The 19,091-nt window shown below is 72.0% G+C and carries 13 protein-coding genes; 9 read left to right on the forward strand and 4 right to left on the reverse strand.

From position 1 onward, the window contains the following. Window positions 1-9: 9 nt before the first annotated feature. The 4 genes from C6Y14_RS27825 (at window position 10) to C6Y14_RS27840 (ending at window position 6,031) form a co-directional block, all read left to right on the forward strand. Window positions 10-1,212, forward strand: coding sequence for an aromatic ring-hydroxylating oxygenase subunit alpha (locus C6Y14_RS27825; RefSeq protein ID WP_107019598.1), 1,203 nt, complete (start codon window positions 10-12; stop codon window positions 1,210-1,212). After that, entirely contained in the window at window positions 1,154-2,620 is a 1,467-nt protein-coding gene (locus C6Y14_RS27830; protein WP_107019599.1) for an aldehyde dehydrogenase family protein, read from the forward strand. Before C6Y14_RS27825 ends, C6Y14_RS27830 begins: the two co-directional genes overlap by 59 nt. Before the next feature lie 184 nt (window positions 2,621-2,804). Further along, on the forward strand, window positions 2,805-4,412 hold the full coding sequence (locus tag C6Y14_RS27835) for an APC family permease (RefSeq protein ID WP_107019600.1): 1,608 nt from the start codon (window positions 2,805-2,807) through the stop codon (window positions 4,410-4,412). A 65-nt stretch (window positions 4,413-4,477) separates the two neighbouring features. Beyond that, window positions 4,478-6,031 (forward strand): GMC family oxidoreductase, encoded by a 1,554-nt coding sequence (locus tag C6Y14_RS27840; RefSeq protein ID WP_107019601.1) that lies wholly within the window; start codon window positions 4,478-4,480, stop codon window positions 6,029-6,031. 178 nt (window positions 6,032-6,209) lie between these two features. On the opposite strand, the gene C6Y14_RS27845 is transcribed toward C6Y14_RS27840, so the two are convergent. The 4 genes from C6Y14_RS27845 to C6Y14_RS27860 form a co-directional block, all read right to left on the reverse strand. Then, window positions 6,210-10,898: a coiled-coil domain-containing protein gene (locus C6Y14_RS27845; protein WP_107019602.1), complete on the reverse strand. Its 4,689-nt coding sequence runs from the start codon at window positions 10,896-10,898 to the stop codon at window positions 6,210-6,212. Between the two features lie 78 nt (window positions 10,899-10,976). After that, window positions 10,977-11,855 (reverse strand): hypothetical protein, encoded by an 879-nt coding sequence (locus C6Y14_RS27850; protein ID WP_107019603.1) that lies wholly within the window; start codon window positions 11,853-11,855, stop codon window positions 10,977-10,979. Between the two features lie 112 nt (window positions 11,856-11,967). Then, window positions 11,968-13,494, reverse strand: a complete 1,527-nt coding sequence (locus tag C6Y14_RS27855) for a hypothetical protein (protein ID WP_107019604.1) — start codon at window positions 13,492-13,494, stop codon at window positions 11,968-11,970. A 141-nt stretch (window positions 13,495-13,635) separates the two neighbouring features. After that, window positions 13,636-14,328, reverse strand: a complete 693-nt coding sequence (locus C6Y14_RS27860; protein ID WP_107019605.1) for a GntR family transcriptional regulator — start codon at window positions 14,326-14,328, stop codon at window positions 13,636-13,638. Window positions 14,329-14,575: 247 nt separating this feature from the next. On the opposite strand from C6Y14_RS27860, the gene C6Y14_RS27865 reads away from it, so the two are divergent. The 5 genes from C6Y14_RS27865 to C6Y14_RS27885 are packed head-to-tail and all read left to right on the forward strand — an operon-like array spanning window position 14,576 to window position 19,030. Beyond that, entirely contained in the window at window positions 14,576-15,895 is a 1,320-nt protein-coding gene (locus C6Y14_RS27865) for an MFS transporter (RefSeq protein ID WP_107019606.1), read from the forward strand. Next, a complete protein-coding gene (locus C6Y14_RS27870; RefSeq protein WP_107019607.1) occupies window positions 15,892-16,722 on the forward strand; it encodes a putative hydro-lyase in 831 nt (276 codons plus the stop codon). Before C6Y14_RS27865 ends, C6Y14_RS27870 begins: the two co-directional genes overlap by 4 nt. A 36-nt stretch (window positions 16,723-16,758) precedes the next feature. Beyond that, window positions 16,759-17,553, forward strand: a complete 795-nt coding sequence (locus C6Y14_RS27875; protein WP_107019608.1) for a LamB/YcsF family protein — start codon at window positions 16,759-16,761, stop codon at window positions 17,551-17,553. Then, window positions 17,550-18,164: a 5-oxoprolinase subunit B family protein gene (locus C6Y14_RS27880; protein WP_107019609.1), complete on the forward strand. Its 615-nt coding sequence runs from the start codon at window positions 17,550-17,552 to the stop codon at window positions 18,162-18,164. The genes C6Y14_RS27875 and C6Y14_RS27880 overlap by 4 nt, the downstream gene beginning before the upstream one ends. Then, window positions 18,164-19,030 carry a 5-oxoprolinase subunit C family protein gene (locus C6Y14_RS27885; RefSeq protein ID WP_107019610.1) on the forward strand — a complete coding sequence of 289 codons (867 nt, stop codon included), beginning with the start codon at window positions 18,164-18,166 and terminating at the stop codon, window positions 19,028-19,030. The genes C6Y14_RS27880 and C6Y14_RS27885 overlap by 1 nt, the downstream gene beginning before the upstream one ends. The last annotated feature ends 61 nt before the right edge of the window (window positions 19,031-19,091 follow it).

Consider the following 19,091-nt stretch of genomic DNA (forward strand, 5'->3'; position numbering starts at 1 on the left):
AGCCCCCTCGTGTCGACGACCCCCCTGACCCACGCCTCAGCCCAGCTGTCCCCGAGCCTGATCAGCACACTGCCGGGGCACTACTACACCGATCCGGAGATCTTCCGGCAGGAGCAGGAGCACCTCTTCGAGTCGATGTGGTTCTGCGCGGTCCGCGGCGCCGACCTGGCCAAACCGGGTGCGTTCCGTACGGTCCAGGTGGGCCGTGAGAACGTCCTGGTCACCCGGTCCCGTACCGGTGAGCTGCGGGCCTTCCTCAACATCTGCCGGCACCGCGGGGCCCGGCTCTGCACCGAGGAGGCCGGCGAGGTCCGGCGCAACCTCCAATGCCCTTACCACGCCTGGACGTACGGCCTGGACGGGAAGCTGATCGCGGCACCGAACCTGGTGAGGATGCCGGACGTCGACCGCACGGAGTACGGGCTGGTCGGTGTCGCGCTGCGGGAGTGGCTCGGGTACGCCTGGGTGTGTCTGGCCGACGAACCGCCGTCCTTCGAGGAGACGGTGATGGGCGCGGCCGTCGAGCGGCTCGGGAACGCGGCGGCCATCGAGCACTACGGCACGGAGAACCTCGCCCTCGGCAAACGCATCACCTACGACGTGCGGGCGAACTGGAAACTGATCGTCGAGAACTTCATGGAGTGCTACCACTGCGCGACCATCCACCCCGAACTCACCGAGGTGCTGCCGGAGTTCGCGGACGGATACGCCGCCCAGTACTACGTGGGCCACGGCGCCGAGTTCGGCGACGGGGTCAAGGGATTCACCGTCGACGGCGGCGAGGGATTCGGCCGGCTGCCTGAGGTCGCGGCGGATCAGGACCGTCGTTACTATGCGATAACGGTCAAACCAACCGTGTTCATCAATCTCGTCCCCGACCATGTCATCCTGCACCGCATGTTCCCCCTCGCCGAGGACCGGACGATCGTGGAGTGCGACTGGCTCTACGCCCCCGAGGTCGTCGAGTCGGGCGCCGATGTGTCGAGGTCTGTGGAGCTCTTCCACCGGGTCAACGCCCAGGACTTCGAGGCGTGCGAGCGAACGCAGCCCGCCATGGCGTCCCGCGCCTACCGCAGGGGCGGGGTGCTGGTGCCCACCGAGCACCACATCGGGATGTTCCACGAGTGGCTCATAGGCATGCTGGGAGGCAGGGATGGCGGATCTCTACATCGGCGGCACCTGGACGGGCGCGCGGGAGAAACGCACGCGTGAGATCCGCTGTCCGGCCGACGGATCGCTCGTCGCCGTCGTCGACGAGGCGGGCGGCGAGGACACCGCCGACGCGATCGCGGCCGCGCGCCGCGCCTTCGACGAGGGGCCCTGGCCGCGGACCCCCGCGAACGAACGCGGCGATCTGCTGCTCCGCGTCGCCGACCTGCTCGCCCGCGACAAGGACGTGCTCGCCCGCGCGGAGTCCCTCGACACCGGCAAACGCCTGGTGGAGAGCGAGTACGACATCGACGACATCGAGAACTGCTTCCGCTACTTCGGGCGTCTCGTCGCCAGCGAGTCCGGCCGGGTCGTGGAGACGGGTACGGACGGCGTCGACAGCCGGGTCGTACACGAACCGGTCGGGGTGTGCGCGCTGATCACCCCCTGGAACTATCCGCTGCTCCAGACCGCGTGGAAGGTCGCCCCGGCGCTGGCCGCGGGCAACACCTTCGTCCTCAAGCCGAGCGAGCTGACCCCGCACACCGCGATCCATCTGATGCGGCTCCTGGAGGAGGCGGGGCTGCCCGCCGGGGTGGCGAACCTGATTCTCGGCGCCGGCCCGGAGGCGGGCGCTCCGCTGGGCGACCATCCGGACGTGGACCTCGTCTCCTTCACCGGCGGTCTGCAGACCGGACGCAGGCTCATGGCCGCGGCGGCCGGGACGGTGAAGAAGGTCGCCCTCGAACTGGGCGGCAAGAACCCGAACATCGTCTTCGCCGACGCCGACTTCGAGACGGCCGTCGACATGGCGCTGACCGCCGTCTTCCTGCATTCCGGGCAGGTCTGCTCGGCCGGGGCTCGGCTGCTGGTCGAGGACTCCCTGCACGACCGTTTCGTCGACGAGGTGGTCCGCCGGGCCCGGCTGATCAGGCTGGGCGGGCCGTTCGACGAGCGGGCGCAGACCGGCCCGCTGATCTCGGCGGCCCACCGGGCGAAGGTCGAGGCGTACGTGGCCAAGGGACTGGAGGAGGGGGCGGTCCTGCGCTGCGGAGGGGAGCGGCCGGCCGAGCCCCCGCACCCGGAGGGCTTCTACTACCCGCCGACCGTGCTCGACGAGTGCTCCGGCGGGATGTCCGTCGTCCAGGAGGAGTCCTTCGGGCCGGTCCTGACCGTGGAGCGGTTCACCGACGAGGCGGAGGCGGTACGGCTGGCGAATGCCACGATCTACGGCCTGGCCGGCGGCATCTTCACGTCCGACGAGGCGAAGGCGCAGCGCGTCGCGTCGGCGCTGCGCATCGGCACGATCTGGATCAACGACTACCACCCGTACGTCCCGCAGGCGGAGTGGGGAGGGTACAAGCAGTCCGGGTTCGGGCGGGAACTCGGACCTGCGGGCCTCGCCGAGTACCGCGAGACCAAGCACATCTGGCGGACCACGAATCCGAGTCCGCAGGGCTGGTTCTCGTGACCGGACCCCGCAGTCCCCGCTGCGGCTGACTCCGGGGGCTGCCGACAACCACCGCAGAATCCACCGCACTTCACCGTACGGATCCGGCCGCCGGCGCCATAAGATCCAGTCTTCACCGACGACCCCGCACGAGCCGCACTCCCCCTCCCGCCCGGGAGAACTCCCCCTTCCCAGGAGGCCGCTCATGACCACCACCGAGCAACCATCGGAGCAACCAGCCGGTCCGCACGGTCACCACGACAAGCACCGCCACGACGACTCCGAACTCAACGAGTTCGGCTACAAGCCCGAGCTCAAGCGCACGCTCGGCAACTTCCACACCTTCGCCGCCGGTATCAGCTACATCTCCATCCTCACCGGCACCTTTCAGCTCTTCTACTTCGGCTACGGCAGCGGCGGGCCCGCCTACTGGTGGTCCTGGCCCATGGTCTTCGTCGGCCAGTTCATGGTCGCGCTCTGTTTCGCGGAACTCGCCGCCCGGTATCCCGTGGCCGGTTCCGTCTACAACTGGTCCAAGAAGATAGGCAATCCGCACATAGGCTGGCTGGCCGGCTGGACCATGCTGATCGCCTCGGTCGTGTCGATCGCGGCCGTCGCCCTCGCGTACCAGCTGACGCTTCCGCAGATCTCCTCCGCCTTCCAGTTCGTGGGCGACGGCACGGGCAAGTACGACGTGGCCACCAACGCCGTGCTGCTGGCCTCCGTCCTGATCATCTTCACCACGCTGGTGAACGCCCTCGGTGTGAAGCTGATGGCCCGGATCAACACGGCCGGCGTCTTCATCGAACTGATCGCGACCGTCGTCCTCATCGTGCTGTTCGCCGTGCACATCACCCGTGGCCCGGGGGTCGTGCTGGAGACGAACGGCACGGGCGCCGGTCAACCAGGCGGCTACTTCGGCGCGTTCCTGGTCGCGTCGCTGGCGTCCGCGTACGTGATGTACGGCTTCGACACGGCCGCCTCGCTCGGCGAGGAGTCCCTCGACCCCTCGCGCAACGCGCCGCGCGCCATCATCCGCGCCATCGTCGCCTCGTTCGTCCTCGGCGGACTCGTGCTGCTGCTCGCGCTGATGAGCGTGTCCAGCCTGAAGGGCGACCGGCTGTCCACGGACGGTCTGCAGTACGTCGTCCTCAACGTGCTCGGTGAGGACGCGGGCAAGGCCATGCTGTGGTGCGTGTTCATCGCGGTCACCGTGTGCGCCCTGGCCGTGCACACGGCGGCGATCCGGCTGGCCTTCGCGATGGCGCGGGACAACAACCTGCCCGCCTCCGCCAAGCTGGCCAAGGTCCACCCGCGCTTCCAGACCCCGATCCTGCCCGCGGTGATCATCGGGATCCTGGCGCTGGCGATCCTGGTCGTCAACATCCGCCAGCCGCAGATCTTCACCGTGGTCACCAGTATCGGCATCATTTTGATCTATCTGGCGTATCTGCTGGTCACCGGGCCCATGCTGGTGGCCAGGCTGCGCGGCACGTGGCAGCCCGCGGGCGAGGGACGGTTCTCGCTCGGCCGCTGGGGACTGCCCGTCAACATCGTCGCCGTCGTGTGGGGCACGGCCATGATGATCAACCTGATCTGGCCGCGCGCCGCGGTCTACAACGCGGCCGCCCCGTACCACTGGTATCTGCGGTGGGGTGCCGTCCTGTTCGTCGGCATCGTGATGGGTGGCGGCTTCGCCTACTACTGGTTCGTGCAGCGGCACCGCACGGGGGTGCTCGCGGAGCACCAGTACAAGGCCGCCGACACCCCGCTTCCGCCCGCGTCTCCGGCGGCCACACCCAAGGCCGACTGAGCGTCCACAACTCCGAAAGAAGCGCAAGGGCTCCAGGACAAGGACTTGAAGGAGGTCAACTCACCATGCAGGAAACCGAGTTCGACTATGTCGTGGTGGGCGGGGGCACCGCGGGCAATGTGGTCGCGGCCCGGCTCTCCGAGGACCCGGCCGTCACGGTCTGCGTCCTGGAGGCCGGACCCAGTGACGTCGGCGACGACGCCGTCATGAAACTGGAGCGCTGGATGGGGCTGCTGGAGTCCGGCTACGACTGGGACTACCCGGTCGAACCGCAGGCCAGCGGCAACAGCTTCATGCGGCACGCCCGCGCCAGGGTCCTCGGCGGCTGCTCCTCCCACAACTCCTGTATCGCCTTCTGGGCACCGGCCGAGGACCTGGACGACTGGGCCGCCGCGGGCTGTACGGGCTGGAGTTCGGCCGAGCTCTTCCCGCTCTACCAGCGGCTGGAGAACAACGACGCTCCAGGCGAACACCACGGCCGCACAGGTCCGGTGAAGCTGCGTACGCTCAAGAGCGACGACCCGTGCGGCACCGCCCTGCTGGAGGCCTGCGCCCAGGAGGGCATCCCGACGACGCCCTTCAACTCGGGCAGGACCGTCGTCCGGGGCGCCAACTGGTTCCAGATCAACTCCGACGAGAACAACATCCGGCAGTCCTCGTCGGTCGCGTACCTGCATCCGATCCTCGGCAAGCGCCCCAACCTCGATGTACGGACCGGGGTGCGCGCCAAGAAGCTGGTGCTGGACGGGCGGCGCTGCGTGGGCGCCGAGTACCTGGACCCCGACCTCATCCACACCCGGACGGTACGGGCCAGGCGCGAGGTGATCGTGTCCTGCGGCTCGATCGACAGCGCGAAACTGCTGATGCTGTCCGGCATCGGGCCCGCCGGACATCTGCGCGAGGTCGGCGTCGACGTGGTGGTGGACGCGGCCGGCGTGGGCGAGAACCTCCAGGACCATCCCGAGGGCGTCATCATGTGGGACGCCAAGCAGCCCATGACGACCACCTCAAGCCAGTGGTGGGAGGCGGGCATCTTCTACGACACCGAACCGGGCCTCGACCGGCCCGACCTGATGTTCCACTACGGGTCGGTGCCGTTCGACATGAACACCGCGCGGTGGGGCTATCCGACCTCCGAGAACGCGTTCTGTCTCACCCCGAACGTCACCCGCGCCAAGTCGCGCGGCACGGTGCGGCTGCGGACCCGCGACTACCGGGACAAGCCGAGGGTCGATCCGCGGTACTTCACGCACGAGCACGACGCGCGCGTGATGACGTACGGGCTGAAGCTGGCCCGGCGGATCGCCGCGCAGCCAGCGCTGAGCGGGTGGGCGGGGGCCGAACTGGCCCCGGGTCCCGACGTCCGGACGGACGACGAGCTGCTCGACTACATCCACAAGACCCACAACACCGTCTACCACCCGTCGTGCACGGTGAAGATGGGTGCGGAGGGGGACGCTTCCGCCCCGCTGGACCCGCGGTTGCGGGTCAAGGGGGTGGAGCGGTTGCGGGTCGCGGACGGGTCGGTGATGCCGGATCTTGTCAGCGTGAATCCGTGCGTCACGACGATGATGATCGGCGAAAAATGCGCGGACCTCTTGAAAGAGGACGCCCTTTAGGCCCCGTCAGGGCCCCCTTTAGGCCCCGCCAGGGGCCCCTTTAGGGGCGCGGGGAACTGCGCGATCAGCCCCCACCGGGCCGTCAGTTCCCCACCGCGCGGAGGTGGGTCACTGCGGGTCCGTCGTGGCTGGCCGCGCAGTTCCCCGCGCCCCTAGAAGGGCGCCCTACCGGGCGCCCTTACGGGGCCGCCGGCGCGGGCCGCTTGTACATGCGGGTCGCCGTGATCTCCGTATGGGCGGCCTCCCCCGCGGGGACCTCCCTCGGGAGCCCCGGTCGGAGATGTTCCTCCACGCTGATGTACTTCAGCCCCGCCCTCAGGTCCGCGTCGTTGCGCAGGCGGATGACCAGCGGGAACTCCGCGAGCGCCGTCGTGTCGAACAGGCCCGTGGTGTAGAGGAGTTGCACACCGAGCGCGTCGGACACGGCCCGCTGCAGCTCCAGCAGATACGTCGCGTTGGCGCGCCCGATGGGGTTGTCCAGGAACAAGGTGCCTGCGTGGCGGTGCTTGTCCCGGCCACGGTCGTTCGAGCGCAGGGCCGCCATCGTGCAGTACAGCGCGATCGCCGCGGTGAGCAGCTGGCCGCCGGAGAACACGTCGCCCATCTGCCCGACGGGGACGCGCTCGGCGCGCAGCACGGCGTCGGGCTTGAGGATCTCGACGGCGACACCCTTGGGCTGGAGCGCCGCGGCCACCCCTCTGAGCAGCAGGGACATCCCGTCGCGGCGCAGGTCGGAGTTCTTCTTGACGGCGGCCCTGGTCGCCTCGTCGACGACCTCGCCGAGACGTTCGGCGAGCGTGGCCTGGTCGGGCTCGTCGAAACGGATCCGCAGGAACTCCTGTCCCGACCACTCCCCCAGCCCTTCCGGCAGCCGCGACAGCCGCTGGGCCGACCGCAGCGTGGCGAGCGAGGACTCGACCAGGCCGCGCAGCCGGTCCACGATCGAGTCGCGGTTGCGCTCCAGCTGCGCCAACTCGTCGGTGAGGACCCGCAGTCGGGGCGCGAAGGCGTCCGCCCACTTCTGCGCGTGCTCGGGCAGCGCGGACGCGGGCAGCTCCCGGATCTGCTGACGGGCGGGCGTGCGCACCTGCTCGTACCGCGTGGAGTTGGCGTGCCGTACGAGGATGTCGCTCGCCTCGCGCACGGCCGCCTCGGCGGCGGAGAGGTCGGCCGCGCAGCCGCGCAGGGAGCGGCGGGTCTCGGCGGCGGACTGTCTGGCCTCTTCGAGCGTGCCGGGGTAGGGCTCGGGCTCCTCCTGCTCGTCGTCCGCGTGCTCCCGCAGGAGGTCCCGGAGCAGGGCGGCCGTCTCGTCGAAGCCGCCGGCCGCGTCCTCGGCGGCGTGGTGGGCGTCGAGCAGCTCGGTGTGCGCGGCGCGCGCCTGGCTCAACGCGTCGGTGCGGGAGGCGAGTTCGCCGGTGGCCGTGCGCAGCAGGCTCTGCGCCTGTTCGGCGTCGCGCGGTACGAGGTCGTCGGGCAGTTCGGTGTGGGCGTCGGCTTCCTGGGGCGCGTGCCGCTCGGCCTCGCCGCGCAGCCGGCCGAGCTGTTCGCTCGCGGTCGACACCCGGCCTTCGAGGAGCTGGACCAGTTCCTCGGCGCGGGCCACGGCCGCCTGCCGGGACGGTCCGTCGGAGCCGTCGGTGGATTCCAGGAGCTGCGCGGCGCGCGTACGCACCTTGTTGGTGAGCCGGTTCAGCTCCGTGAGCGCGGTGCTCTCGTCGCTCTCGGCGCGGGCCTGCTCGGCGCGCAGGTCGGCGCCGACGCCGACCTTCTCGTACAGCTGGGAGGCGGCCCGGTAGGCCTCGCGGAGAGCGGGCAGCGACGACTTGGCGGCTTCCGGCTCCTCTTCCGGCAGATCGTCGGGGGCGCCCGCGATCTCCGCGCGCTCGGCGCGCAGCGCTCGGGCCGTGCGCCGGGCGTCGTCGGCGGCGCGCTGGGTGCCGCGCCGGTCCTCGTCGGCGGCGCGGGCCCGTTCCAGACAGGCCTGCGCGCGGGCCTCCGACTCGGCCGCGTCGTCGGCGAGTTCCCGTACCTTGACCTGCCAGCCCGCGCGCTCGCGCAGCCGGAAGGCGAGTCCGGCGAGCGCGTCGGCGGCGCGCCGGGCCCGCTGGGCGGCTTCCTGCCGCTCGTCGCGTACGAGGGCCGCCTCGGCCGCCGCCTCGTCGGCCTCGGTCCGCACGGCACGGGCCTCGGCCAGCTCGGCCTCGGCCTCCTCGGCGAAGGTGCGCGCGTCACCGGCCGCGGTGGCGAGTTCGGTGAGCCGCCCCGCCGGGCAGCCCGTGCGCCAGGAGGCGAGCCGTGCGGCCAGCTCCCGGTCCTTGGCGAGCCGGGCCGCCGACTCACGGATCTCGTCGTCCCGCTCGGCCGCGCGCCTGCGCAGAGCCTGCCGCTCCTCGTCGGCGGCGTGCTCGTCGTGCATGGCCGGGTTCGGCGGTACGAGGAACACGTCGTCCCCGCCAGCGCCGGGGGCCGGGGTCGGGGCGAGCAGCGCGGCGGCCGTACCGACGGCCACCGTGGAGCGCGGGAGCAGCGCGGCGTCGGTGAGGGCCTCGCGGGCCCGGGCGTGGGTGTCGGGGTCCGTGATGATCACGCCGTCGACCAGTTCGGGCCGGGCGGCCAGCACGCGCGCGTGGTCGACGGGGTCGACGGCCTGCGCGAGGTAGCGCCAGCCGGGCAGCGCGGGGATGCCGTGCTCGCCCAGGTACTCCACGGTGGCCAGCACGTCGGGGCCGGGCGGCAGCAGCCCGCCGTCACCGAGCGCGCCGAGGATGCGGGAGTCGTCGGCGGCGGCGGTCCGCAGTTCGAAGAGCTGTCGTTCGGCGGAGGTGACGGTGTCGTCGAGGAGCTGCCGGAGCTCGTCGGCGTAGTGGTCCAGCTCCCGTGGGGTGAGGGGGCCGTCGCCCTCGCCGTCGTCGGAGCCTGCCGTGGCGGTGATCCCTCGGCCGTCGGCGCTCGTGTCCGTGGCGGCCGGGTGCCGGGGCCCCGGCAGCGACGGGCGCCCGGAACCACCCGGACCGCCGGAGGCTCCTGGCAGGCCGAGCAGTTCGGCGAGCCGCTCCTCGCCCGCCAGGGCCTGGGCGATCCGCCGTTCCGCGTCGTACGCGTGCTCGGCCGCCGTCGCCGCGTCGGCCGCGCGGGCCGCCGTCAGCTCGGCCCGGGACTCGGTGGTCGCGGCTTCCCTGGCGTGGTCCGCGGTGCGGCGGGACGCCTCGCGTGCGGTGTCCCAGGCGGCGACTGCCGTCTTCTCGGCGTCGCTGGCGGCGAGCGCGGCGCGGGCCGGGTCGGCGTCGGGGGCGGTGTCGTCGAGCCAGCCGGCCCGCACCGCCTCGGCGGTCTCCTGCTCGACCTCGCCGAGACGCTGGCGCAGATGGCCGACCTCGCTGCGGGCGCGCTGTGCCTCGGTTGCGGCGGATGTCGCGTCCCGGTGGGCGGCCTCCCCGACCTCCTGGAGCGAACTGGACCGCTCCTCTTGCTCGTTGGCGGCCGCCTCGGCCCCTTCGGCGGCGGCGTGCAGGGCGCGTACGAGGTCGACGGCGGCCCTGGCCCGGGCGGCGAGGGCGGGTGCCGCGTCCCGCTCGGCCTCCAGGATCGCGGCGGCGACCCGGGTGGAGCGGTCGGCCGCCGCGCGGTGCCGCAGCACGGCTTCCGCGGCCTGCCACGCGGAGTGCAGGGTGCGCGCGTCGGCGAGTTCCTTCTTCTGGGCGGCGGCGCCCTTCTCGGCCGCGGCGAGCGCCAGCGAGGCGTGCCGGTAGGCCAGTTCGGCCGCGATCAGCGCACTGCGTTCCCGGGAACCCTCCGCCTCGGTGACCCGGTGGGCGGCGGTGGTGACCTGCTGGGCGAGGTCGCCGGTGCGGCCCCGCTCCAGCACGGCGCGCGCGGAGAGCCGCCTGGCCAGCGTGCGCGTACGCCGTTCGGCCGCCGTGTGGATGTCGCGCGCGTGGGAGCGTGCCCCGGCCGCTTCGACGATCCGTCCGAGGAGGTCCACGGATCCGCCGGTGAACTCGCGCTCGGCGATCAGCTCGGCCCGTCGTCCCAGCTTGTTGCCGAATCCGCCCACCAGGTCGGCGAGGCCGTCGGTGTCGCGGGTGTCGGTGACGGCGCGCAGCAGCAGGTCGGTGAAGTCGGAGTCCTTCTTGACGGCGAAGAGACCGGCGGCCTCGCCCTCGTCGGCGTTCATCTCGCGCTGGTAGCGGAAGAGTTCAGGGTCGAGGCCCAGGTCACCGAGGTGTTCGATCCACCGGTCGTGGATCTCCTCCCAGTGCACTTCGAGGTGCGGGTACGCCTTGCCGGCCTCGGTGAGCGCGTCCCTGAAGCCCTTCATGGTGCGCCGTCGGCCCTGCGCGCCGGAGGCTCCTTCGACGGGCGGCCGGACGGCGGTGGCCTCGGCGACCGGCAGGTTGTCCAGGCTCAGGCCGGGTCCTGGCCGGAAGGAGTACCAGGCCTCGGCGAACTTGCGCGGGTCGTTGGAGACCTGCCGCCCGCGCCACTCACTGACCTTGCCGACGACGACGCACTCGCCGGTGATCGTGTGCTGCCACTCCAGCGCCACATGCCCGCAGTCGTCCGCGAGCAGGAACTTGCGCAGCACACCGGAGCTGGCGCCGCCCAGGGTGTTGCGGTGGCCGGGCAGCATCACCGAGAAGATCAGCTTGAGCAGTACGGACTTGCCGCCGCCGTTCTCCAGGAAGAGCACACCGGCGGGCGCGGGGCGGCGCGGCGGCCCGACGGGCTCCTCCTCGAAGAACTCCGCCTGCGTGGGCGCGGGGTCGGGCACGACAGCGCCGACTCCGCGCAGGTCCAGCACGGTGTCGGCGTAACGCGCACCGGCCGGCCCGATGGAGTAGAGGCGGACCCGGGACAGCTCGTACATGGCGGACTCTCGTAGTCGTAAGCGGTGGGGGGTGTGGCGGGACGGAGGTCGAGGGGGCGGGGGATCGGGCCGGGTCGGTTACGAGTGGAACGGCAGCCCGGCGTCGGCGGCCAGCTCCAGATCGTCGGTGTCGTCGGCGGGCATCAGGCTCGCGGTGCCGTCGGTCACCGGCACGACACCCAGCTCCAGCAGTTCGGCCAGGGCGGCGCTGCCCGCCATGTCCCGCACCTGGAGCTGATAACGGGCGGTCGTGCGGTAGGTGCCCCCGGCGTCGTCCCCGGTGCGCTGCAGGAACCCGGAGTCGGTGAGGAACGCGGCGGCCTTGCCGACGATGCCGGTGGTGGAACCGGCCAGTCTGCGCGCGTCCTTGGTGGCCCCGGCGGAGCTGCGCCGCGCCCAGATCCGCCAGGCGGCCTCAAGCCCCGGCGCGTCCGTGGCGGGGTCGGTGTTCTCCCCCTGCTCCTCGGCCCGCTCCTCCAGGCGGCGGCAGGCCTGTCGTACGAACGCGTCGACGCCGTTGACGGACACGCGCCCGATGTATCCGTCGTCCGCGAGGTCCTCGGGTCTCGGGAAGGCCAGGGCGGCGACGGCGAGATGGGCGAGGCCGTGCAGGAACCGGTCGCCCGAGTCGGCGGACGCCCGTCGCGCGTAGTCGCCCATGCGCACGGCGAACACCGAGTCCTCGGCGGCGGTCACCGCCATGCCGGCCCGCGGGGACACCTCAAGGACGACGAGTCCGAGTCCGGTGGCCACGGCGTCGGCGAGCCGCGCGAAGGGGGGATCCTCGCGGTACCGCCGCAGCAGTTCGGCGTACTCCTGGTCCCGCGCGGGCTGTGTCTTGGGCTGCAGCCCGAAGGCCACGAGCCGTGCCGCGTCCGCGGTGTCGGCGGGGGTGACGGGGGCGCTCACCGCCGCGGCGACCGCCTCCGGCTCACTCCACTCGACCTGCTCACTCACGACTGCTGCAACTCCTTCAACTCATCGGCGGGGCCAGGGGCGCCCTCGGGGGCGCGGGGAACTGCGCGACCGGCCACGGACGGCCCGCAGTCGAACGACGGCCGGTGGGGCATTACGCGACCTCCGACCGGCCCGCGGTCATCCCGACCACATCCAGCAGAGCCATCCCGACGATGAGATCCGCCCCGCCGAACTCCTCGTCATCCAGCTCGACCCCGTCGTCCACAGCGAACAGCAGCCGCTCCTCCCCCTGCCGATACGCGGTCCCGACCGGCGGGCTCGCCGCGTGCACCGCCAGCAGGGCGACGAGATAGGGCAGTTCGGGATCCCGCCGCCGTGCGTCGGCGAGCAGCCCGGACAGCCGGCGCGGCGCGTCGGCGGGCAGATCGAGCAGTTCCATGGCGGCGGCGAGCTGCTCCTCGCTGAACCGGCTGTCGTCCGGCGTCGCGATCAGATCGGGCTCGGGCATCTCCGCTCCGAGATGCTCCCGCTCCACCGGCGGTGTCAGCAGCAGCTCGACCAGGTCTCCGACCCGGACGGACGCGGGGGTGCGAAGCCCGGTCCCGCGCGCGAAGAAGGCGTCGGTCACCCGCAGCGCCTGCTCCAGGGGCAGCGGCAGCACGGGGGCGACGAGATGGCCGTAGAGGTCTATCCCGGAGGTCGTCATCGGGGTCGCGAAGGCCTGCCGGTCCTGCTCGGCGCGGAACAGCGGCCCGGCCTCCAGCAGCCGGGACTGCAACTGCGTGTGGCGCCGGATGCAGTCCTTCACGATGTCGACGAGCTCGGCGGCCCGGCGCTTCTGCTCGGGGTCCTCCGACTCGTCGCGTGCCTTGCGGATGTTGGTGAGGATCGCGTTCTCGTGGCGGTAGCGGTCCGCCACGTGGTCGAGGGCTTCGGCGATCATGTCGGGCACGGCCTGCAGCCAGTCCACCGCCCGGACGTTGCGCCGGGTCGCGTCCAAAGCCCTGCGGAGCGTCTCCGAGTACTGCACCGTGCGGTAGCGGGCCTGCTCGGCGGCGAGCTGGGCGTCCGCGAGACGGCCCCGGCTGATCAGCACCTCCAGCTTGACCTCGGCGGCGATCTGCGCGCTGGTGACGTCGGTGTCGAGGGCGCCCACGAGGACGTTGACCGCCTCGTCCGTCGTACGGAGGTACACGCTCCCTCCGTAGCCCGCGACCTCCTCGATCAGCTTGAAGTCGTAGTCACGGCGCACGTACGAGCCGTCGGGGGCGAACGTGCCGTACACGGCTCGGAAGCCGCGGTCGACGCTGCCGACGTTGATCAGGTTCTCCAGGACCCAGCGGGCCACCCGCTCGTGCTCGGCGACGGGCCGGCGCGGGGCCTGGGCGGCGATGCGCGGGATGAGCCTGGCCACTATCTGGTCGTGGTCGGCGCCCGTGTCGAAGTCCATGTTCAGTGTGATGAGGTCGATGGAGGCGAGGGCCACCTCCGCCATGCCGTACACCGAGTACTCACCCGCGAGGTTCGCCTTGCGCACGTCGAGATCGTGCAGGGGCGCGGTGCAGGCGAGCGCGCGCAGGCGGCGCGCCAGGCCCTCGTCGGCGGCCGGGCCCGGCGCGGGGCGCGGCCCCGCGCTGAGCTGGGGCGGAACGCTGTCCGTCGATGCAGGCGAAGTCACGGTGCACAGACTAGGTCCTTGGTCCGACAACGGCCCAAAACGGCCTGCGGTGTCCCGTGTGCCGCCTGCTGGGGGCAGAGGGCTTACGGACGGATGTTCGGTGCGGGTCCGAGGTGGTCGGTCGCGCAGTTCCCCGCGCCCCTAAAGGGGCTCCGCCACCCTGCGGCCGTATACCTCCGTGACCCTTCTGCGGGAGTCGTCGAGGTAGACCGCCAGGAGGGCCTCCGCCTCCTCGCGGTCGCCGTCCTGGAGTGCCTGGAGGATCTGGCCGTTGCGGGCCAGGTACGGCTCGTGGAGGCGTTTCGGGTCGTCCACCAGGTGGAAGGCGAGGCGGAGTTCGGCGAAGACGCTGCGCATCAGCTCGTCGGTGCGGGCGCTGGCGGCGAGGGCCACCAGCTCCTGGTGGAAGTGGATGTTGGCCGTGCCCACGCCCTTCCAGTCGCCCTCGTGGGCCGACCGGCGCCCGTCCGCGACCGACCCGGCGAGGCCGTCCACCGCGTACGGCGGCTTGCCGAGTCCGCGGACGACCGCGCATTCGACGAGGCTGCGGGTGCGGTAGATGTCCTCGACGTCCTCGACGGTCAGCACCCGTACGAAGACTCCCCGGTTGAGCTGGTGGACCAGCAGCCGTTCGTGCGTGAGCAGCCGGAACGCCTCGCGCAGGGTGTTGCGGGAGACGCCGAGCGCGCCGCCGATGCTGTCCTCGGACAGGCGTTTGCCGGGCGGGAAGTACCCGTCGGCGATCCGGCTCCGCAGGATGTCCGAGACCCGCTCGGCGGTGCTGGTGCGGCCCAGCAGCGCGCGGTCGTCCGCCAGTCCGTTCAGTTCGGCCACGCTCGAATTCAATCGCAGATACAAGAACGAAACAACGTGGGTATTGAAGGATCGTTCAACGATCCTCTACCTTGCTTATCAGGCGCCGGTTTTCCGGGCACCGCCCTCCCGTCCGGGCACCGCCCGCTCGTCCCGGCGCCGACGGCTTCCGCACGGCATGGCATCGCACGACACAGCACGACACGACACGACGACATGGCACGGCTCAGTCCCCAGCACCCTCCCGTCCCTCATCTGCGAGGTGCCCATGAGCACGACCCCTCCACCGCAGGCCCTGCCCGCCGAGACGCGCCCCGGAGCGGGTGAACCCACCGGCGACGAGGGCGCGTTCGCCTGGCTGCGGGCCCTGGGGCCGCGTGGCCGCCGCGCCTTCGGCGGCGCGTTCGGCGGCTACGGCCTCGACTCGTACGACTACTTCACGCTGCCGCTGAGCATGGTGGCCCTGGCCGCGTACTTCGGTCTCAGCAGCGGTCAGACCGGGCTGTTCACGACCGTCACGCTGGTCGTGTCCGCGATCGGCGGCGCCGCCGCGGGTGTCATCGCGGACCGGATCGGGCGCGTCAAGGCACTGATGATCACCGTCATCACGTACGCGGTCTTCACCGTGGCCTGCGGCTTCGCGCCCAACTACGAGACGCTGCTGGTCTTCCGCGCTCTCCAGGGGCTCGGTTTCGGCGGCGAGTGGGCGGTCGGCGCGATCCTGGTCGCCGAGTACGCGAGCCCCAGACACCGGGGCCGTACGCTCGGCGCGGTCCAGAGCGCCTGGGCCGTCGGCTGGGGACTCGCCGTGGTCGTCTACACGCTGGTCTTCCAGTTCCTCGACGACGACATCGCCTGGCGCGTGATGTTCTGGACGGGCGCCCTGCCCGCGCTGCTGGTCGTCTGGGTGCGCCGGCAGGTCAAGGACGCCCCGGAGGCGGCCGAGCGCCGCAAGGAGAGCCCCGAGAAGGGTTCCTTCGCGGCGATCTTCAGGCCGGGTACGGCCGCCGCGCCCGGACTCCTGAAGACGACGATCTTCGCCGTGCTGCTGTCCACGGGTGTCCAGGGCGGCTACTACACGCTGGCCACCTGGGTGCCGACGTACCTGAAGACGGACCGCGGACTGTCCGTCGTCGGCACCGGCGGCTATCTCGCGTTCCTGATCTCCGGAGCCTTCATCGGCTACCTGACCGGCGGTTATCTCACCGACAAGCTGGGCCGCAAACGGAACATCCTGCTCTTCGCGATCCTCTCGGCGATCTGCATCCTGGCCTACGCGAACATCCCGAGCGGCGCCAACACCCTCGTCCTCGTGCTCGGTTTCCCGCTCGGGTTCTGCATGTCGGCGATCTTCAGCGGCTTCGGCTCGTTCCTCAGTGAGCTGTATCCGACGGCCGTACGCGGCACCGGGCAGGGCTTCACGTACAACACGGGCCGTGCCGTGGGCGCGGTCTTCCCGACCCTGGTGGGCTTCCTGGCCGACAGTTGGGGTGTCGGGGGCGCGCTGGTCTTCGGCGCGATCGGCTACGGTCTCGCGGCGCTGGCCCTGATCGGTCTGCCCGAGACCCGTGGGAAGGAGCTTTCATGACCCGGCCCCAGAGCACCCGGCACCGCCCGCCCGGCCTTCTCGACGACCACGCGCACGCGTGGAGCCCGGCAGAGGCACGATCCCGCTTCCGTGCGGGCATGTCCGGTCCCACCGCCGGCTGCTCGGCGGGCCACACCCAGGCGAACCTGATCTCGGTGCCGGCCGACTGGGCGTACGACATGCTCCTGTTCTGCCAGCGCAACCCGAAGCCCTGCCCGGTGCTGGACGTCACCGACGCCGGTTCCTGGACGACCGTCCTGGCCGACGGCGCCGACCTGCGCACCGATCTGCCGCGCTACCGGGTGTGGGAGCACGGCGAGCTGGTCGAGGAGCCGACGGACGTGGTGGCGCACTGGCGCGACGACCTCGTGTCGTTCCTCATCGGGTGCAGCTTCACCTTCGAGTGGGCACTGACCGAGGCGGGCGTACCGATGCGCCACATCGAGCAGGGACGCAACGTCTCCATGTACGTGACCGGCCGTCAGTGCCGTCCCGCCGGACGGCTGCACGGGCCCATGGTGGTGTCCATGCGTCCGGTGCCGCCCGAGCATCTGCCCGTCGCGATCCGGGAGACCAGTCTGCTGCCCGCGGTGCACGGCAGCCCGGTGTACTGCGGCGATCCGGGCACCCTCGGCATCGCGGACCTGGGCCGCCCCGACTTCGGGGATCCGGTGGACTTCGAGCCGGACGACATCCCGGTGTTCTGGGCCTGCGGTGTGACGCCGCAGGCCGCGGTGATGGCCTCGCGCCCGCCGTTCGCGATCACCCACGCGCCCGGCCAGATGTTCCTCACCGACGCCCGCGACGAGCAGTACCGCGTCGCCTGAGTCACCGGATCCACCCGACCGGAGAACGGACACTCCATGACCTCCACCGGTATCCCCACCGGTACACCCGTCGGTACCGCGATCGATCTCAACGCCGATCTCGGCGAGGGTTTCGGCCGCTGGCAGCTGACCGACGACGAACAGCTGCTGTCCGTCGTCACCAGCGCCAACGTGGCCTGCGGCTTCCACGCCGGGGACCCCTCCACCATGCGACGGGTGTGCGACCTCGCCGCCGGGCGCGGGGTACGGATCGGCGCCCAGGTCTCCTACCGGGACCTGGCGGGCTTCGGGCGGCGCGCGATGGACGTGCCGTCGGACGAGCTGGCGGCCGAGGTGGCGTACCAGATCGGTGCCCTGGAGGTCTTCGCGCGCGCGGCGGGCGCACGCGTGGCGTACGTCAAACCGCACGGCGCGCTCTACAACCGCGTCGTGCGCGACGAGGAACAGGCGAGGGCGGTCGTCGACGGGGTACGCCTCGCCGACGCCACGCTGCCGGTGCTCGGGCTGCCCGGCTCCCGGTTCCTCGACGTGGCCGCGCAGGCCGGGCTGCCGGTCGTCACCGAGGCGTTCGCGGACCGCGCCTACACCGACGAGGGCACGCTCGTGCCGCGTGGCCGGGAGGGCGCGGTCATCACCCGTCCGGACGACGTCGTGGAACGCTCGGTGGGCCTCGCCCGTTCTGGTGTCGTCACGTCCCACTCGGGCCGTGACATCGCCGTACGGGCCCGTTCCCTGTGTCTGCACGGCGACACGCCCGGCGCGGTGGACCTGGCCCGCCGGGTCCGGGCACGGCTGGAGGAGGCGGGCGTCCGCGTGGAGGCGTTCGTATGAGGGCACTGCCGGTCGGTGACCGCGCTCTGCTCGTCGAGGTGTCCACGGACGAGGAGGCACAGGCCCTGCACGCCGATCTGCTCCGCCGCCGCGCGGAGGGCTCCCTCTCCGTGCGTGAGATCGTCCCGGCGGCCCGCACGGTGCTCCTCGACGGCCTGGACGACCCCTCCCGGCTGGCCGCGCAGTTGTCGCTCGCACGCCTCCCGCCCGTGCCGCCGCCCGAGAAGGACGCCGTGGAGATCGCCGTGCGCTACGACGGCCCCGACCTGGCGGACGTCGCCGAACTCTGGGGCGTGTCACCGGAAGAGGTGGCGCGCATCCACGCGGCTGCCGATTTCCGGGTCGCCTTCTGCGGGTTCGCTCCCGGCTTCGGCTATCTGACCGGGCTCCCGGCCCGCTACGGCGTGCCCCGGCGCGCGACGCCCCGTACGACGGTCCCGGCGGGCTCGGTGGGCCTCGCGGGCCCGTACACGGGCGTGTACCCGCGCTCGTCGCCGGGCGGCTGGCAGCTGATCGGCACGACGGACGCCGTGCTGTGGGACCACGCGCGCGTGCCGGCCGCGCTGCTGTCGCCCGGCACACCGGTCCGCTTCGTGCCGGTGGACTCCTGATGACGGACCGCGCACTGGTCGTCGTACGGGCCGGGGCGCTGACCACGGTGCAGGACCTGGGGCGGCCGGGCCACGCGCACCTCGGCGTACCGCGCTCCGGAGCGCTGGACGCGCCCGCCGCCGCCCTGATGAACCGGCTCGTCGGCAATCCGGCCGAGGCGGCCCTCCTGGAGACGACACTCAACGGCTGTGATCTGCGGCCGCGTTCGGCGGTCACGGTGGCCGTGGGGGGCGCCCCGTGCCCTGTCTCCGTGGACGGCCGCCCGGCCCCCTGGGGCGCCCCCGTGCACGTGCCCGCCGGGGCGCTGCTGTCGGTGGGAACAGCGGTCTCCGGAGTACGCGCCTACGTGGCCGTCGCGGGCGGAGTGACCGTCGAGCCGGTGCTGGGCAGCCGCTCGACCGACCTTCTCTCGGGCCTCGGCCCACCGCCCCTCACCGACGGAACGGTCCTCCCCCTGGGGAAGCCGTACGACCTCCCCGCGCGCGTGGACGTCGTTCCGCAGCCGTCCCCGCCGGCCCAACTGGTCCTGCGGGTGACGCCGGGCCCCCGCGACGACTGGTTCACGGCGGCGGCCTGGCACACGTTCACCACGCACACCTACCGGGTGTCCTCGGCGAGCAACCGCATCGGCCTGCGCACGGAAGGGCCCGCCCTGGAGAGGGCGATCGGCGGCGAACTCCCCAGCGAGGGCATGGTCCTGGGCGCCGTCCAGGTCCCCCCGGACGGCCACCCGGTCGTCTTCCTGGCCGACCACCCGACCACCGGCGGCTACCCGGTGATCGCGGTGGTCCACCCCGAAGACCTCCCCACCACAGCCCAGTCGCCCCCGGGCACCCCGGTACGTTTCATCCCCAGCCGCACCTAGGGCCACGAGGCCTCCAGGGCCGCGGGGAACGGCGCAGTCTCTTGCTTGCAAGGGGCGCGGG

The organism is Streptomyces dioscori (assembly GCF_003024195.1).
Taxonomy (GTDB): Bacteria; Actinomycetota; Actinomycetes; order Streptomycetales; family Streptomycetaceae; genus Streptomyces; species Streptomyces dioscori.

What these genes read in the sequence shown, in the direction of transcription:
- C6Y14_RS27840 (WP_107019601.1), top strand. Translation starts at nt 4,478, where the DNA reads ATGCAGGAAACCGAGTTCGACTATGTCGTGGTGGGCGGGGGCACCGCG.
- C6Y14_RS27830 (WP_107019599.1), top strand. Translation starts at nt 1,154, where the DNA reads ATGGCGGATCTCTACATCGGCGGCACCTGGACGGGCGCGCGGGAGAAA.
- C6Y14_RS27870 (WP_107019607.1), top strand. Translation starts at nt 15,892, where the DNA reads ATGACCCGGCCCCAGAGCACCCGGCACCGCCCGCCCGGCCTTCTCGAC.
- C6Y14_RS27885 (WP_107019610.1), top strand. Translation starts at nt 18,164, where the DNA reads ATGACGGACCGCGCACTGGTCGTCGTACGGGCCGGGGCGCTGACCACG.
- C6Y14_RS27835 (WP_107019600.1), top strand. Translation starts at nt 2,805, where the DNA reads ATGACCACCACCGAGCAACCATCGGAGCAACCAGCCGGTCCGCACGGT.
- C6Y14_RS27845 (WP_107019602.1), bottom strand. Translation starts at nt 10,898, where the DNA reads ATGTACGAGCTGTCCCGGGTCCGCCTCTACTCCATCGGGCCGGCCGGT.
- C6Y14_RS27865 (WP_107019606.1), top strand. Translation starts at nt 14,576, where the DNA reads ATGAGCACGACCCCTCCACCGCAGGCCCTGCCCGCCGAGACGCGCCCC.
- C6Y14_RS27875 (WP_107019608.1), top strand. Translation starts at nt 16,759, where the DNA reads ATGACCTCCACCGGTATCCCCACCGGTACACCCGTCGGTACCGCGATC.
- C6Y14_RS27880 (WP_107019609.1), top strand. Translation starts at nt 17,550, where the DNA reads ATGAGGGCACTGCCGGTCGGTGACCGCGCTCTGCTCGTCGAGGTGTCC.